The organism is Dapis hubbardiae BLCC-M172 (genome assembly GCF_050016015.1).
Classification (GTDB): domain Bacteria; phylum Cyanobacteriota; class Cyanobacteriia; order Cyanobacteriales; family Microcoleaceae; genus Trichodesmium.
In genome coordinates this window covers 36,383-53,614 of the sequence record NZ_JBNHEQ010000015.1, presented here as the reverse complement: position 1 = coordinate 53,614, position 17,232 = coordinate 36,383, and the positions used below count along the sequence as shown (strand labels likewise).

Sequence of the window (17,232 nt, the reverse complement as noted above, 5' to 3'; positions counted from 1 at the left end):
CTGCTGCTTGGGTTTTATATGTCATTTTTGCTCTTTCCTTTTTTCGATTTCAGCGATGGGTAAAAATAATTCGTCTTCGATTTTATCACGCACTTCAAGGGTAACGAAACAATCACTCATTAAGCATTCTATTAGCAGTCCATTCGCATCATAATATTTTTGCAGTAGTTCTATTTGTTCTTCATTAAATTGCATTTCTTCTTGGGTAAGTTGCCAGTCGTGACCAATATTTCTATATGCCATCATTATAGCTCTTAATTCTTGAATCCAATTATAACCATTTATCTTCCACCACTCCTTCATATTTGGTTCGTCTTGTTGGTAATTAGGTAGTTTATTTTTGAGGTGTTGAAGTGAATATTCGAAATTTGGTTCCAGGTCAAAATTAAAAATACTTTCAATATCTTTGGAAAGAACATGATAATCCCCATAATAAGCATGAGTAAACAGGCTTTGAAACTTTTTATCTAGCACAATATAATTGTTAAAAGTATGATAATCTGCTGGTGAATAATTGTTGAGAAGGTCTTCTGCTAAATCATCAAGTTCTAGATACCTAAATTCTAAGAAATGATGAAAAAAATTTAAGTCTATTCTAGCTCTCATAGTATCATCAGAAGCAGAGTCTTTCTCTAGTTCTAAGTAAAAAGTACGGATATCAATAGCTTTTAATGGCAGCTTAATTGAACTAGCTTTTTGATGACCCCAGTTTAAAAAGCTTTGTAATATTTCATCTGAAGCTAATAAATTATCAATTTTTTCTTTCATTAACAACAAAAATTCATCAGCATTTTGGAGCATACCAGCTACTAATAGAAACACCTCACGCCAGCGAGTTTCACTAATATGATTTACCAATTTTTTTAAATCATCTAAACTTGTATAAATTCCTCGAGCTGTAAAATACTCGTGAAAAGTCAAATGAGAAAAAGAATAAATCTCACGCGCTCTTTCTACAAATAATCCATGCTGTGCTTCAATAGATTTCAACACTGCTTCACCATCTATCAACAAAGCTTCTGGATCGGTTTTAGCATCAGGTAAATTTTTAATATAATCAGCAATATTTTCCTTTAATTCTCTTTTCTTAAAAAAGTAATCACCTCGTTCAAAAGTTTTCACAGCAACCTGACTAAGCAAATCTTCTTTTCGCCTCAGAGATAACCTTTTATAAACTTGGTCTCGTTCAATACCACGTTTAGCATCCCACTTACTCAAAAGTATACCTACTCCTCTTTCATAAAGTTCTGAACGATTTGTGGGAAAATCCAAATAATCTTCAAATTCTAAACATAAAAGAGTTAACAATAAAGGATTTGTAGCTAATTCTTTAACTGGTGGATTTTCCTCAAGTTTAGAAATAAATTTCTTAGCTATCTCTGGATTTTTAGATTTAAACCAATTATTAGCAAAATTGTTTATTTGCTCATCATCAAAGTCAGCTACTTCTACATCTGTAAATTTATTAAAGTCATTTTCCCTTGCAGCGATGCGACAACTTATCACAAATTGGTTGTGAGAATATTGAGTAGGAATATTGTTAATTTGTTTGAATACACGATTATTATCTGCTTCTCTAACTTCATCCAAACCATCAAGTAAAATTAATGCTCTGCTATTTTTTAAAATGCTATCTATTTCTAGAGCAGAAACAGTATCATCAGAAAATATTTGAGTTATATATTCTAGTAGAGTAGGTTGGTTTTCTGCTTCTGCAAATTGTCTGAGAGTAATAAAAATTGGCACAAGATGTGTAAGTAAATCTCCGTCAATACATTGAATGCCTAAATATTTTAAAAATGTGCTTTTTCCTGCTCCTGGTTTACCTAAAACCATCAATTTTGAATAACGTTTAACAATTTCTATTCCCGGTATTCTTTCCTGACTAACTTCGCCAATTTCAAAACGTTCAAAATTTTCAGCATTGTACTTTTTCTCAAATTGAGAAATATCTTTTCCTATCCGACTCGTGATTTTTTTCAAGATATTAACGTTTGTATAAATATCATTTAAGCCGATAGGTTGAGTCATATCTAATACTTTCATAGTGCCACAGTTGTCTAAAATAATTTCTCGAATATTTAGACGTACTTTGGCTACTAAATCATTAATTTTTTCTTCTAAATTATTAGATTTATGAAAATCTTGAGTCTGGGTTGTATCAGGAGATTGCCTTCTTTCTAATGCTCCTAAAAAATTATTCTTACCGACTTTTTCTCCCAATACTTTTGATAATATCTTCCAAAAAGATGCACCTTCATTTTTAATATGTTGCTCATCATAACCACTATTGTCAGCAATTTTTCCATAAGTATGTTTTTGTAAAGAACCCTTAAAAATAAGCTCTTCAATATCCTTCAATTTTCTTTTTTCTTTTTGAAAAATTGCCTCATTGACAATTTCTAATGCTTCCTGCTCATCCATTTCTCTCTTATTTATAAAACCTACTTTTTAGTTTAACCTGACTTTTCCGTACTTAGTCAGATTACTAAACTCCTTAATTTATCTTACCGACAAATTATGAAATTGTCAGCAGAATAGTCTCATAACCTAAATAAATAGGAGATATTCAAATGTTTTCAACCACTAATTCCCATTGGGAAAATACTGACCCCTTTAACTGTCAAGGAGTTATTCTTGGCAAAGTTCAACATCGTTATTTACTCCTCAAAACCCTACGCCAAGCTCAAGAAAAAATCATTATTGTTTGCCCTTGGTTAACTCGTCATAGTCTCGACAATAATATGATTCAAGAATTCAAAAACACCCTTAACCGCCAAGTCAAAATAGAGATTGGTTGGGGATGGCAAAAAGATATTGGTAATATAATTATTCCTGGTAATGGTTGGTGGGAATTAAAACCTGCTAATACTTGGAAATATAATGCTATGTTTAAGCTACAAGAACTTAAGCGACTCTACCCTGAAGATTTTCAACTCAAATTAATGGGAACCCACTCTAAATATTGGGTATGTGATGATAAATTTGCTGTAGTGACTAGCGCAAATATTCTATGTTCTCAACCTGGAAAAACTAATAAATACTATGAAGAAACTGGACTCTGGACAAATAACATTAACCAGATTAAAAATTTCATTAACTCTTTTACTCAAGTACCTAACTTAGCAGCCAAAAAAGTTAGCTAAAAATTGAAAAAATTTAGATAGAATAAAGTCAGGTGAGTAAATATTACTTGAGTTATCAGAAGTCTATATTACTCAATATTTGCTCACCATAATGTGTGTTAGAGCTAGAGCTATATAAAGATTTTGACACTTATAAACTGATTCATTATTGCCACTTATCCTACTAGCTCGTCTAGACTAAAATTATGGGTAAAACCTGACCTTGCTATCCACCCTAACCCCTTAAAAAGGGGAATTTGGAAGGTTTTAATCTTCCATATCTTTAACAAATTGGTATTAGAACTTTATCCAAATAATTGTGTTTGCCCCTTGACTTCAGCAGGTCCCCGATAAATTGTGCGACTACCTTTAGGAATAGAAATCCAACCAAACTCTTGCAGGCGATAAGTTAAATTAGAAATACTCACACCTAACTCATCTTTGATTTTATAAAGATTTGACCACTTAGTTAAATCCCTCCCTTGTCTTTTCTCTTCCAGAATAGACTTTGGCATCAATAAACAACCTGCAAAATATTGTGCTTGCCACTCAATGGAGTCAATTTTACTGCTACCTGCACCCCGACACACAAAAGGTTCTTCTGACTCTTTTGGTTTTCCATAATTACCGAGATCGAGTTCTAACTGTTTGACAACTCCATCTGCTTCGTCTTGGTTAATATGTAGCACCCAATGACCAATTTCGTGAGCAAGGGTAGATTCTTGAAACCCTTGAGGTTTATCTAAAGTTTCCTCATTGATTTCAATAAGTCGTTCGGTTGGCAATATTCGAGCAGCGATCGCTCCTTCTGCATCAGGCGGAATGTAATCCCAAACTACTCCCAAATCCAAAAAATCAGCTACTAAAGAAGCATCAAAAGGCCATTTTGGAGCAAAATTTCCGGTTTTGTGCATTCGCCTGAGCAGATCGTTTGCCCTATGCTCAATCGAGTCTTTGCGATAAAAGCTATAGGGTTTCAGGATACTCATAACTCGTTCTCCCTTGCCGCTTGAGATATTTTTTGAGCAAACTCTGGAGATTCTCGTATTCGTCTAAACAATGCAACCATCTCTTGGGGGTTCTCCTTGAGAATTTCCTCGTACTGGTGAGGAATTCTACCAGCAAGGAAAATTAATTCCTCTGGGTTCAAATTGAGATGCTTCGCTAATCCACGAATCACTTCTTCTTTTGGCGCATAGTCTGCGCGATCGTTTTCTAGCTTGGACAAATAGGTGAAGTCCACTCCTAGGTGTTTGGCCAATTCCCTTTGGGAGTATCCTTTGTCCTTGCGGGCCTTTCTAATTAGCTTTCCAAAACTTTTTGCCACGTCTTTTTACCTCCTGGTAAGTATTTTAGACTACTTTGACGAAAATTTCAACTTCACCCTTGACGATTAAATCAACGAGCGCTACAATAAATTTAGTTGATAAAAAAATCAATCAAAAACACACTACTGGTAAGGTTGAACAGTCAGTCAATTCAAATCATGCTCTATATATAGTGTCATGCTGAAATTGGCTAATTGTAAATTTACCCTTAGTGTTCACAAGCATAGTCCACCTGGAGGATACCATCATGCTAAGAACCTGGACAGACACCCACTACAAACTAGAAGACGAAGACTGGCTGTATATTGCCACCCATGAAGAACAGAGTTCTGCCTCTCTTGTTTGCCCAGGATACGCCAGGGATGGAGAAGGTTTCAGCATTCACTTTACTCCTGCTCACATAGAAATGTTAGAGCATTTACTGGGAGCATTGCGAATTATTAAAGCTCAGGAAGAAGCAACCACAGATTACAAATATCCAGAACCAGCAAAATTGTCACATTTAATTAATTAGAAGGAAGAGGGAAGAGGGAAGAAGGAAGAAGGAAAAAGGAGGAAGCAAACCTTGTAGTGGATTATTTCAGCTAAAACTGTGCATTAGATTTGTCATTGCGTTTCGGCTGTCGCCGACATGTTTGCGGAGCATTCCGTTAGGAAAAAGCGCAGCTTTGCGATAGCAAACTACAGTGTTTGCGGAGCATTCCGTTAGGAAAGCAATCTCCAGACACTTTTCTATTGCACCATTTAAGATGAAACAGTCCAGTAGGGTGTGACGGCTAAAATTTAGACTGTGCAAGCTATTTAACAATCCGTCGTAACGCACCATTTTAGATGTTTCAGTCTAGTAGTCTATTGTAATTATTCTGCTCAAGGGAACAGTGGGAGCATCTTGCTCCCTTGCTAGTGGTTGTTTATCCCCATCTCCCATTACTACGCACGACTACCCATTAGACTTCTCAAAAATTAATCTCAAATCTTTGTCATTCAAGTAGCTCAAAAGTAAGCATTCAACTATGAGTTATTAACTCATTATCACACCAAAATAGGTTTGACAATTATACACCTTAATAAGCTGATAGCTGATAGCTGACTGCTGAATGCTACTGATTAGAAATAAATCAAATTCAAAGGAAACAAAAAAATGTCTAACACTAATACAAAAGCAAAAATTAATGTTTTTGGAGCCAAACCAAAACAAGCCTTATTAGTACCAGAAATTCCTATAGCAGTTCGTAATAATTGTCAGTCAGGACAATGGGTAATTGGAGACACAGATTACGGCTCTAAAGTATCAATGACAATCCTCAAATTCAGCAAATTTTTTGGTAATTTAGGTCAAACAACTAATACTTTGTGGGGTCAACTTTGGTTTGTCGCTGAGTCAGGAGAATTACCTCAAGGAGTGTTGATGGTGACATATATTAAAAGTCGTTCATTGAATGATTTTAATCGTTTAATTGCTTCAGTTCAAGCCAATGGAGTTGAACCAGCAACAGGAATTTTTCTTCCATATTTTTTGAAACATAGCGGTCAAAAACCAGATGAAAATGGTGTGGTAAAACCTATTAATTATTACAGTTTAAAATGGCGTTGGCAAGAACGGACAGACTGGTCAATTATTCATCAGGCTGCGGCAGTGCTTTCTGAGGAAACTAATTTATCAAGAATGATTGACTTAGAAGGAACTAGAAAAATGGTTTGTTTAGATAATTTATCTCCCCATGAAATTGCTAATTTGATGGCTGCTCATACTAATAGTAATTCTGAGGCTTCGGTGCTGAGTTTAAATGCTAGTAATGATACAGCTTTAACATCTGGAAATGAGACTGTAGTTACTGCATTATCTTCATAAAAATGTAGAGACGTAATATTAACTACGCACCCAAACAAGAAACCGGGTTTATTACCTTGTTGTTTAAATCAGAAAATTTTGTCGATAAACCCGGTTTCTGCTTAAGTCCTAATATTACGTCTTTCTTAATTAGAAAAACATCTGAAAACTCAAAGCAAAACAAATGAGTAAAATCGCTAAATTCACGATTCATCACGGTGCAAAAACACCACAAAAGCAACAGTGGGAAGATAATTTGCGAGGAAAAATAGAAGTAAAGCATCAAATTCGAGCTGATACTATTAATGACTTGGAAAATTTCAGTCAAGATTTACAACATATTAGTTTAGTTGTTGAATCTATTCACAATAATTACCAGGCATTACTAACAGAAAATCATCATTTAAAATCGACTCTTTTACAGTTAGTAGATGATTGTTATTGTTGGAAAGGTAATCGTTGTGAAAAATGTCAGAAAATTCTCAAATCATTAGCTCCAGAAACAGTGAATAAAAAATTAATATTACCCAAGAATATAAAGCTATTTTGACACAGCTTCGGAAATTGGGATAAGCAGGAATATTTGTCTTGCTGAGTTTAGGAAGGGTGGGGAAGGGTGGGGAGAAACTATTCACAAGAATTACCAAGCATTACTAACAGAAAATCATCATTTAAAATCGACTCTTTTACAGTTAGTAGATGATTGTTATTGTTGGAAAGGTAATCGTTGTGAAAAATGCCAGAAAATTCTCAAATCATTAGCTCCAGAAATAGCTAAGAAAAAAATTAATACTCCCCAAGAATATGAAGCTATTTTGACACAGCTTCGGAAATTAGGTTAAGCAGAAAGTGTGGGGAGGGTGGGAAATTAATGAATAATGAATAATGAATAATGAATAATTATTAATTATTCATTATCTATAGTAGGGGCGGGTTTTAGCTAGAATTTTTATCTTTACTCTAAGATTTATACAAACCCGCCCTAATGCACAAAGTTAGATGTGTCAGTTCACTAGGTTAAGTCGCAATTAAATTCAGATTACTAATAGAGGAAAAAAAATGACAACTACTACATCTGAAAACAGCAAAAATCAAGTAATGAAATCATTTGAGCAAATTTTATCTGCTCGCAAAAATATCACATCAAAAGTAGCAACTAAGGAGGAAGAAGCAGAAAAAGAAAAAGGTAAACAAATCTTAGAAACTGCTGCTACTTATACTACTGATAGTATTGTTAAAGGTTTGGCTGATTTACAATTAGATTTTGGTGGTATTGTGAATCAATTATTAGAAAATTTACACCAAGAATCGGCAAAACTTGACGAATTAAAACTAGGCATTGAAATAGAAAATCAACATTTACAAGAGTTACAAAAAATTCGTATTGTTGCTGATGCACTGCATATTTTAACTCAAGAACATCAAGAAAAGTTAGGATTCCTAGAACATAATTTTAATGAACATCAAGAAAATATTACAAAAGATATGACGACTAAGCGAAAGGCTTGGCAAAAGGAACAACAGGAGTATCAATTAGTAGTCGAAGAAGAAAATCAATTGTTAGTTAAACAACGGGAACAAGAAGTTTCAGATTATCAATATGAATTAGAACGTCAACGTAAAATTGAAACAGATGACTATCAAGAAATGAAACGAAATATGGAACGAGAATTACGAGATTTAGGTCAACAAAAGGAAAAACAATGGCAAGAAAGAGAAAGTTATCTGGCAGAAAATCAAGTTGAATTTGAAGAAAACAGAGAGAAGGTTAATGGTTTTGATGAAGAGTTGAAAAAGGCTTATGTTAAAGCTAAAGAGGAGGCAATTCAAGAAGCAAACCGGGAGGCAAAAGTTAAAGCAGATTTGTTTGCTAAAGAGTGGGAAGGAATGAAGAATGGTTATGAGTTAAAGATTCAATCTTTGGAGGAAACAATTGAGCGACAAACTGAACAAATTAGCGATATTTCTACTCAGTTACAAGCTGCAATGCAGCAAGCGCAAGATTTAGCAATGAGAGCTTTTGCTAGTTCTAATAATGGTTCTCAAGCTAAATAGAAGTTCAATTCAAAATTCAAAAGTCAAAATTCAAAAGTATGACTAAGAAACCGGGTTTCTTGAATTGATTATTTTTAAATTACGAAATTTTATTGAACAACCCGGTTTCTTTATAAGTAACACAAGCATCTTGCTTGTAACTATGGTTCAAATATAGAAATTAAATCAAAATTCAAAAGTTAAAATTCAAAAGTATGACTAAGAAACTGGGTTTATTTAGTTGATTATTTTTAAATTACGAACTTTTGCTGAAAAACCCGGTTTCTGTATCAGTAGCACAAGCATCTTGCTTGTAACTATGGTTCAAATATAGAAATTAAAGTCAAAATTCAAAAGTCAAAATTCAAAAGTATGACTAAGAAACCGGGTTTATTTAGTTGATTATTTTTAAATTACGAACTTTTGCTGAAAAACCCGGTTTCTATATAAGTAGCACAAGCATCTTGCTTGTAACTATGATTCAAATTTCGATTTTATTACTTACAAACTTAACAGGAGAAAAAACAAATGGTTAAAAGAGTTAGTGCTAACAATACTAAAGCTGAAATTTTAGAAGCCTTTGCAGAACTAAAAAAGGAAAAATCTGCCCTAGAAGCAGAAATGAAGGAGTTAAGTCAGGGAGGCACAACTATAACTCAAACCTCTGGAAATTCAATATCAAAACAACCAGAAAAAGAAGGCAAAAAATCTATGAAATCAAATCAAACTCAGAACAAACAAACTATGCAATATACAATTGACAATTTACTTGCAATACAAAGTGGTTTTGGTGGAGCTATTAGTGAATTATCAGAAAAGCTGACTTCAGAAGCTACTAAATTAGAAGAAGTTCGACAAAAAGTGGCAGAAGAAATTAAGCAATTAAATGATTTGCACAGTTTAGAAAATATTGAGGAAAATACTTTAGATAATTTGATTCAACAGTATGAACAAAGTGCTAAAGAATTTGAAACAGAATTTAGCGATCGCCAGGAAAATTTACAACAAGAAATGGAGTCAGGCAAAAAAGCTTGGGAGAAGGAACAACAGGAACATCAAAGTAGTATAAAAGAACGAAATGAGCAGCAAAATAAAACTCATCAACGGGATGCTGAAAATTATGAATATGATTTGCAGTTGCAACGAGATTTAGATATTGACGAATATGAACAAAACAAGAAAAATTTGTATCAAGAATTAGAAGAATCTCAAAAACAACAGGAGAAACTTTGGTCGGAAAGAGAGCAGTCTATTTCTGAGCGGGAAAAAGAATTAGCCGAAGTAGAATTGAAGGTACAAGACTTTCAAAAACAACTACAAGCTAATATTAATAATGGTAAGGAAAATGGGCGAAATATTGGCACTTATCAGGCGAAAGTTAAATCCGATTTATTAGCAAAAGAAGTAGACGGAGAAAAGCAATATTATGAACTACGCATTCAATCTTTACAACAGACAATTCAAAATCAAGAACAGCGGATTAAAAACCTATCTCAACAATTAGATTCGACTTTAATTCAAGTTCAAGATTTAGCAGTTAAAGCAATTGAAGGTGCATCAAATTCTCGTTCATTTCAAGCGATGAAAGAAATTGTTTTAGAACAAAAGAATCAGCAAAAGAAAAATTAATTTATAATAAAATTAATGGCGTAACATATCTAATGGTTGTGCATTAGGGCGGGTTTACTTAATCTAAGGGTAAGCATGAAAATTTCTACTAAAACCCGCCCCTACCATTGCACTATTTAAGGTGTGTCAGTCTACTACTGAACTGACACAACCAATTTAGTCCAAAATTGTAGGGTGTGTTAGACGGCTTAAATTAAGACAATGAAAGTCATTTAGCAATCCGTCGTAACGCACCATTTTAGATGTGTCAATCCACTACTAGACTCTGTATTTATTGGCTTGAATACCTCTTTTTAATTAAAGAGAAATCTCATTAAATTATTTTAATTAGCCTAATTATTTATTTTGTCACATTCTTTTTTTTAAATTGTACTATTATATTCACTTTTATTATATTCAGATAATTAGATAGTACAGTTTTTGAACTGTCTACCTATAAATTTTATCTATAAATATCAAACTTTATTTGTATCGTTATAGAAAATCAAAAATATAGCACTATTGAGGTGGAAAGGGCAGATATTTATAGCTTCTAAAACTCACTCATGGATCAATTATAACTTCTAACTTCTGACTTCTAACTTCTGACTTCAGTCAGCGATCGCTTGTGCATCTATACAAACTGTCACTCTATTATCATTCCTATAAATTTATACACCTAAAATCAAAATAAATCAGCTAAAAACTTTGATTGAGGTAGTAATTTTATGACCAACAAATATGTTCAACAAAAAGATACTGCTGCATGGATACTTCAAGTTTGGGCTTCCTTTATTCTTGCCACTGGTGGCACAGCGATAGGCATTATTTATCTACCTGTAGATATTTGGATTAAAAGTTTTATGGGGATGGGTTTAACATTCTCAGTAGGTTCCGCTTTTACCCTAGCAAAAACAATTAGAGATAATCACGAATCTGAAAGAATTAGTGCCAGACTTGATGAAGCAAAAGTTGAAAAATTACTGGCAGATCATCATCCTTTAGATAAGTAGAAAGTATCTATAAAATTCCCATATGGTGGACAAATACTTCTACACAGTTGAATACTAATAATAGAAAAAAATTGGGCACGACACGGGTTTTTCAAAGGTCTGTACAGATGATGAAAAACGATTAATCCGTGTATTAGTGCCCAAATTTTTGTTTATCTCATAGGCAGCAACTCTACCTATTTACTAATAAGTAAGCAGGCGCAAAAAAAAACAAGTATGTAACCAAAAATAAAGTTAGTGAAAAACCTGTTTCTTTTTGGTCTCTGAGTTCTGCCTTATCATCACAATAATTTTTAATGCTTACCTACTTATTTTATGATTTACCTAAGTTTATTATTAGAAATAATTTGTAATTTTTAGAGATAGTGGAGAGAGTAGGTATCTGGGTACAATAACAGTAGAGTCGATTGTTAATTAATCAGACTTAATCTTAGATATTTTTGGGGTGTGATGTGAGTCGGCAATACCTTGATAGAAATTTAACTACACAGGGAAAACTAGGAGGTAAATCATGTCAACAAAACAATCTGCTAATTTTAGGAATATATCTTTGGCTAATTTTATTGGGTTAATATTTGTGGTTGTATTTGGTATTCCTCTACTCTCATTTTTAAAACCCACAGTCAAAATAGCCTGCTCCTGCTTACCACGAAACGAAGCAAAAGCATATATAGGTTTTATTAATAAAGGACAACAAGCTTATTATTTTGAAAAAGGTAAGTTGAGCGATAACATCCCTGATTTAGGAATAGGTATCAAGTTAGAAACATCAAATTACTCATACAAAATTAAACGAATTAATAGTCTGACAGTGATAGCGACTGCTACTACTAAACATAAAAACTCACCTTATTATTATAAACCTATACACCTGCGATTTTTTGGGACAAGATTAAGATTACCTTTTTCTCAGCGGATACCTCTAGGTAAAAGTTATTTAAAAAGTTATTCTGGCATAGTATATATTAAAGACGGTACTCCTCAATCAATGATTTGTGAAACTGACGAACCCTCATTAACAGCACCTGATAATTTTCAATCTTTTGACCAATGTCCATTAGGTTCTTCAGCACTATAAAATATCTGTACTTTACTCAGATTTTTGGTGTTTATTTTACTGTCTGGTTTGGAGGAGTCGATTATTAATTAATCAGACTTAATCTTAGATATTTTGTGGGTGTGATGTGAGTTGGCGATGCCTTGATAGAAATTTAACTACACAGGGGAAAATAGGAGGTAAATCATGTCAACAAAACAATCTGCTAATTTTAGAACAATATCTTTGGTTGATTTTATCACGTTATTTGTATTTGCTTTGGTATTTATCATGGCTTTGCCCTCGTTTTTAAACCAAGCCCAGGTATACAAACAAAACGAAGGAAAACAATACATAAGTTCAATTAATAAAGGACAACAAGCTTATTATGCTGAAAATGGTGAGTTTAGCGATAATATTTCTGATTTAGGATTAGGTATCAAGTTAGAAACATCAAATTACTCATACAAAACCAAACGAGTTAATAGTCTGAGGGTTATAACTACTGCTACTACTAAAAATAACTTACCTTATTATTATGAACCTATACGCTTGCCTTTTTTTAGGACAAGATTACCTTTTTCTCGGCGGATACGTATATCTGAAGATGCTTTAAAAAGTTATTCTGGCATAGTATATATAGTATATATTAAAGACGGTACTAGCAGAACTAGCAGATCAATGATTTGTGCAACTGACGAACCCTCATTAACAGCACCCGATAATTTTCAATCTTTTGACCAATGTCCGTTAGGCTCTTCAGCACTATAAAATATCCATACTTTTTCTGTCAAAACAGTCTTTTGGGAAATTTCTAGATCAACCTATCTTATTTTATACAACAGCCATGCTAAAAGAACTAGCAATTGAAACCCGTGGATTAACTAAACAATTCGATCGCAACATAGCGGTGAATGACCTCTATTTACAGGTAGCAACCGGGGAAGTTTATGGAGTTATCGGACCAAATGGCGCTGGCAAAACTACCCTATTACGAATGTTAGCTACCGCCGAAGAACCCACAATTGGGGAAATATATATCAGTGGAGAACGTCTACTGCGCGACCATACCAACCCCACCCTTAAACAACGCCTCGGTTTTTTGCCAGACGATTTTCCGGTATATGACGACCTAACTGTGTGGGATTATCTCGACTATTTTGCCAGACTTTACAATTTGCGCGAACCCCACCGTTCGCGCCGACTGTTTACTGTCTTGGAATTGGTGCAATTGGTGAATAAACGCAATAGTTTAATTTCTACTCTGTCGCGGGGTATGAAACAACGTCTGAGTTTGGGGAGAACTATTATTCACGAACCCCTACTACTATTATTAGATGAACCTGTTTCTGGTTTAGACCCCATTGCCAGAATGCAGTTTCGGGAAATTATCAAAGCTTTGCAGGAAGCAGGAATGACAATAGTAATTTCTTCCCATATTCTGAGTGACTTGGCAGAACTTTGCACTTCGGTGGGAATAATGGAATTAGGTTATTTGGTAGAAAGTGCTTCTCTCCAAGAACTTTATCAACGTCTTAGCACTCAGCAAATTTTGATTTCTGTGATGAGTGGGTTATCAGAGTTAATTGCGGAAATTAAAAATTCTCCCTGGGTGGAAGCTTGGGAAGTTTTGCCAGAAGGTCAACAAGTACAAGTTCAATTTTCGGGAACTCCCGAAGATGCTGCTAGTTTGTTGCGATCGCTCATTCTTGCCAATATCCCAGTCACAAATTTCCATTGTACTCAAGAAGATTTGGAAGCAATTTTTCTCAAACTCGGACATCAGCAAGCTAGTTAAAGTCAAAAATTGGAGAACCCGCCCCCCAGGGTTCATCTCATCTGGTGGTTGAGCTTCATTAATTGTTGGAGAACCCGCCCCTACTATTGCAACATTTTAGGCGTGTCACGCAACTACTGCTACCCATAAACTACTTCTTCCTTATTTCGTTGGAGTCATTACTTATGTTATCTAAACCATTAGTCAATTTATTCAATTGGAATCCTCAATTATTCCGAGAAATTAAAGGTCGCCTCAAAACCAGAAATGTAGCGATCGCTATCTCTGCATCTCTCCTCTGCCAATTTCTTGTTATGATGACTTTTCTAGCAAAACTTCCAGAAAAATATGATACTGGTATTAACTGGTCATATTGGTGGGCAGATATCTTTATCACTTTTAATCGGATTTTGTTTCCTTTGATCTTGGTTGGCGGTGTCTATATGTTAGTAGCTGATTTAGCTAAAGAGGAACGTCTTGGTACTCTCAATTTTCTTCGTCTAAGTCCCCAGTCTAGTCAGAATATTTTGCTTGGCAAACTATTAGGAGTGCCAATTTTAATTTACTTAGCAGCAGCTATTTCTTTGCCTCTACATTTGTGGGCAAATATCTCATCATATTTCTCTTTATCTTGTTTTTTTGCATTTTATGGAATCTTAATTATAGTTTGTTGTTTTTTCTACAATGCCTCACTACTATTCGTGTTTTTGGGGGGTACTCAAGCTTGGTTGATTTCTGCAATAGCAGGTCTATTTTTGCCAGTCATTATGTCTTTTGCCTCTGTTAGTTATGATAGTAGTCTTAACCGCATTGAATATTATCCAGAAATTATAATTCTAGTAATTTTAGTTTTGTTAGGAAATTACTGGCTTTGGCAAGCTGTAAATCGTCGTTATCGAAATCCTAATGCCACAGTTATTAGCAAAAAACAAAGCTATTGGTTAATGGGATGTTTCCAAGTTATTCTACTACTGTTTTGCTTCAATATTATTGGTGAAAATTTAACTGAGATTTTAGAAGCATCATTGTTGTTCTGCTGCACTATTAACTTGTTCATTTTTTTGTTACTAATTGCTTTCTTATCACCTCAACGACAAACTGTCCAAGATTGGGCAAGATACAGACATCTACAAGTTAATAATGATGAAACTGCGATTGTCAAGGGATTAGGTATTAGTTTAAAACAAGATTTAATCTGGGGTGAAAAAAGTCCGCCTTTAGTAGCAATAGCAATTAATGTAGTCATTACTGCTGTAATTTTGATTTCCGGGATTTTACTTTTGAATAACAACGAAATTAACGGAATTATACTACCAGCTATTTTGACTTTAATTCTCAGTCTAAATTTAATCTTGATTTATGCCGCAATTACTCAGCTTGTACTGTTGATGAAGGTGAAAAATCCTAAAAATTGGGCTGTGGGAATATTAGGTAGTTTGATTACTTTACCACCTATTGCTTTATCGTTACTTTCAATTACACCTGGAAACTCCCCTAACTTATGGTTATTGTCAACTTTTCCCTGGCTCTCCTTTCCTAATAATTCTCTAGCAATAACCCCAATGTTAATTACAATTATTGCTCATTGGAGTGTCTTGACACTATTAACTTTACAACTGACTCGAAAAATCCAAAAATTAGGTGTATCTGATTCTCAGAAATTACTGATAGGTCAAAAAAATTGAAGAATTCACCATGGAAAATTTCTCATTGGAGTTATAACTTATGTTATCTAAACCATTAGTCAATTTATTCAATTGGAATCCTCAATTATTCCGAGAAATTAAAGGTCGCCTCAAAACCAGAAATGTAGCGATCGCCATATCTGCATCTCTCCTCTGCCAATTTCTTGTTATGATGACTTTTCTAGCACAACTTCCAGAAAAATATGGTGCAGATATTGTTAGCTATAACCAGTATTGTATAAAAGCAGAAAAATATTGTACTGGTATTAACTGGTCAGGTTGGTGGGCAGATATCTTTCTCACTTTTAGCTGGATTTTGTTTGCTTTGACCTTACTTGGTGGAGTCTATATGTTAGTAGCTGATTTGGCTAAAGAGGAACGTCTTGGTACTCTCAATTTTATTCGTCTGAGCCCCCAGTCTAGTCAGAATATTTTGCTTGGCAAACTATTAGGAGTGCCAATTTTAATTTACTTAGCAGCAGCTATTTATTTGCCTCTAAATTTGTGGGCAAATATATCATCAGGGTTGTCTTTATCTTGGTTTTTTGCATTTTATGGAATCTTAATTATAGTTTGTTATTTTTTCTACAATGCTTCATTCCTTTTCGTCTTTTTAGGAGGTACTCAAGCTTGGTTAGCTACTACGATAGTTGGGATATTTTTCTGGGTGATTATGGTTAATGGTCTAAACTATTTTTATATAGACTATTGTTGTGAGGTTAATTATCCCTATTCCGATCATTATGTTTTCTTCGTCGAAGATGTATCTCCAGAAATAATCAATGTAATGCATGTAATAATTTTGGGTTTGCTTTTGGGAAATTACTGGATTTGGCAAGCTGTAAATCGTCGTTATCGAAATCCTAATGCCACAGTTATTAGCAAAAAACAAAGCTATTGGTTAATGGGATGTTTCCAAGTTATTCTACTACTGTTTTGCTTCAATATTATTGGTGAAAATTTAACTGAGATTTTAGAAGCATCATTGTTGTTCTGCTGCACTATTAATTTATTCAGTTTTTTGTTACTCATTGCTTTCTTATCACCCCAACAACAAACTTTACAAGATTGGGCAAGATACAGACATCTACAAGTTAATAATGATGAAACTGCGATTTTGAAAGGGTTAACTATTAGTTTAAAAGAAGATTTAATCTGGGGTGAAAAAAGTCCGCCTTTAGTAGCAATAGCAATTAATTTAGTCATTACTGCTGTAATTTTGATTTCCGGAATTTTACTTTTGAATAACAGCGAAATTAATGGAATTATACTATCAGCTATTTTGACTTTAATTCTCAGTCTAAATTTAATCTTGATTTATGCCGCAATTACTCAGCTTGTACTGTTGATGAAGGTGAAAAATCCTAAAAATTGGGCTGTGGGAATATTAGGTAGTTTGATTACTTTACCACCTATTGCTTTATCGTTACTTTCAATTACACCTGGAAACTCCCCTAACTTATGGTTATTGTCAACTTTTCCCTGGCTCTCCTTTCCTAATAATTCTCTAGCAATAACCCCAATGTTAATTACAATTATTGCTCATTGGAGTGTCTTGACACTATTAACTTTACAACTGACTGGAAAAATCCAAAAATTAGGTGCATCTGATTCTCAGAAATTATTGACAGGTCAAAAAAATTGAATAATATTCAATTAGTTTGGAATGGAAGTGTGATAAGAAACCGGGTTTATCGAAGGTAGATGTTAGTATGGTGGAGCATTTAATATAAACCCGGTTTCTATATTTTTTTTCAACCGATACTACCGGATTTTATATGACTGAGAAAAAATT

Annotated in this window: 15 protein-coding genes; 12 read left to right on the top strand and 3 right to left on the bottom strand. The window is 34.0% G+C overall.

The genetic code is table 11. From position 1 onward, the window contains the following. Window positions 1-21: 21 nt before the first annotated feature. On the bottom strand, window positions 22-2,424 hold the full coding sequence (locus tag ACP6PK_RS01830) for an NACHT domain-containing protein (protein ID WP_426557254.1): 2,403 nt from the start codon (window positions 2,422-2,424) through the stop codon (window positions 22-24). Between the two features lie 149 nt (window positions 2,425-2,573). Here ACP6PK_RS01830 and ACP6PK_RS01825 point away from each other — a divergent pair, with 149 nt between their 5' ends. Then, window positions 2,574-3,146: a phospholipase D-like domain-containing protein gene (locus ACP6PK_RS01825; RefSeq protein WP_426557253.1), complete on the top strand. Its 573-nt coding sequence runs from the start codon at window positions 2,574-2,576 to the stop codon at window positions 3,144-3,146. Window positions 3,147-3,430: 284 nt separating this feature from the next. On the opposite strand, the gene ACP6PK_RS01820 is transcribed toward ACP6PK_RS01825, so the two are convergent. Both ACP6PK_RS01820 and ACP6PK_RS01815 read right to left on the bottom strand, forming a co-directional pair. Next, entirely contained in the window at window positions 3,431-4,114 is a 684-nt protein-coding gene (locus tag ACP6PK_RS01820) for an ImmA/IrrE family metallo-endopeptidase (RefSeq protein ID WP_426557251.1), read from the bottom strand. Further along, on the bottom strand, window positions 4,111-4,452 hold the full coding sequence (locus tag ACP6PK_RS01815; RefSeq protein WP_426557249.1) for a helix-turn-helix domain-containing protein: 342 nt from the start codon (window positions 4,450-4,452) through the stop codon (window positions 4,111-4,113). Before ACP6PK_RS01815 ends, ACP6PK_RS01820 begins: the two co-directional genes overlap by 4 nt. Window positions 4,453-4,700: 248 nt before the next feature. On the opposite strand from ACP6PK_RS01815, the gene ACP6PK_RS01810 reads away from it, so the two are divergent. The 11 genes from ACP6PK_RS01810 to ACP6PK_RS01760 all read left to right on the top strand — a co-directional run bounded on the left by ACP6PK_RS01810 (window position 4,701) and on the right by ACP6PK_RS01760 (window position 17,082). Next, the gene (locus tag ACP6PK_RS01810) at window positions 4,701-4,967 is read left to right on the top strand and encodes a hypothetical protein (RefSeq protein ID WP_094677776.1); all 267 of its coding nucleotides are present in this window, start codon (window positions 4,701-4,703) and stop codon (window positions 4,965-4,967) included. A 627-nt stretch (window positions 4,968-5,594) separates the two neighbouring features. Then, on the top strand, window positions 5,595-6,305 hold the full coding sequence (locus tag ACP6PK_RS01805; RefSeq protein ID WP_426557247.1) for a hypothetical protein: 711 nt from the start codon (window positions 5,595-5,597) through the stop codon (window positions 6,303-6,305). 163 nt (window positions 6,306-6,468) lie between these two features. After that, entirely contained in the window at window positions 6,469-6,834 is a 366-nt protein-coding gene (locus tag ACP6PK_RS01800; protein ID WP_426557245.1) for a hypothetical protein, read from the top strand. Window positions 6,835-7,343: 509 nt separating this feature from the next. Further along, window positions 7,344-8,339, top strand: coding sequence for a hypothetical protein (locus tag ACP6PK_RS01795; protein ID WP_426557243.1), 996 nt, complete (start codon window positions 7,344-7,346; stop codon window positions 8,337-8,339). A gap of 507 nt (window positions 8,340-8,846) precedes the next feature. Then, window positions 8,847-9,947 carry a coiled-coil domain-containing protein gene (locus ACP6PK_RS01790; protein WP_426557241.1) on the top strand — a complete coding sequence of 367 codons (1,101 nt, stop codon included), beginning with the start codon at window positions 8,847-8,849 and terminating at the stop codon, window positions 9,945-9,947. Between the two features lie 707 nt (window positions 9,948-10,654). Continuing rightward, window positions 10,655-10,939: a YiaA/YiaB family inner membrane protein gene (locus ACP6PK_RS01785; RefSeq protein WP_094677132.1), complete on the top strand. Its 285-nt coding sequence runs from the start codon at window positions 10,655-10,657 to the stop codon at window positions 10,937-10,939. Between the two features lie 511 nt (window positions 10,940-11,450). Beyond that, window positions 11,451-12,017, top strand: a complete 567-nt coding sequence (locus ACP6PK_RS01780) for a type IV pilin-like G/H family protein (protein ID WP_426557238.1) — start codon at window positions 11,451-11,453, stop codon at window positions 12,015-12,017. A gap of 165 nt (window positions 12,018-12,182) precedes the next feature. Next, window positions 12,183-12,746, top strand: a complete 564-nt coding sequence (locus ACP6PK_RS01775) for a type IV pilin-like G/H family protein (RefSeq protein ID WP_094677126.1) — start codon at window positions 12,183-12,185, stop codon at window positions 12,744-12,746. Between the two features lie 76 nt (window positions 12,747-12,822). Next, the gene (locus tag ACP6PK_RS01770) at window positions 12,823-13,773 is read left to right on the top strand and encodes an ABC transporter ATP-binding protein (RefSeq protein ID WP_426557236.1); all 951 of its coding nucleotides are present in this window, start codon (window positions 12,823-12,825) and stop codon (window positions 13,771-13,773) included. Between the two features lie 164 nt (window positions 13,774-13,937). Continuing rightward, window positions 13,938-15,437 (top strand): hypothetical protein, encoded by a 1,500-nt coding sequence (locus ACP6PK_RS01765; protein WP_426557234.1) that lies wholly within the window; start codon window positions 13,938-13,940, stop codon window positions 15,435-15,437. 40 nt (window positions 15,438-15,477) lie between these two features. Beyond that, complete coding sequence (locus tag ACP6PK_RS01760; RefSeq protein ID WP_426557232.1) at window positions 15,478-17,082, top strand: hypothetical protein; 1,605 nt, start codon at window positions 15,478-15,480, stop codon at window positions 17,080-17,082. Window positions 17,083-17,232: the final 150 nt, after the last annotated feature.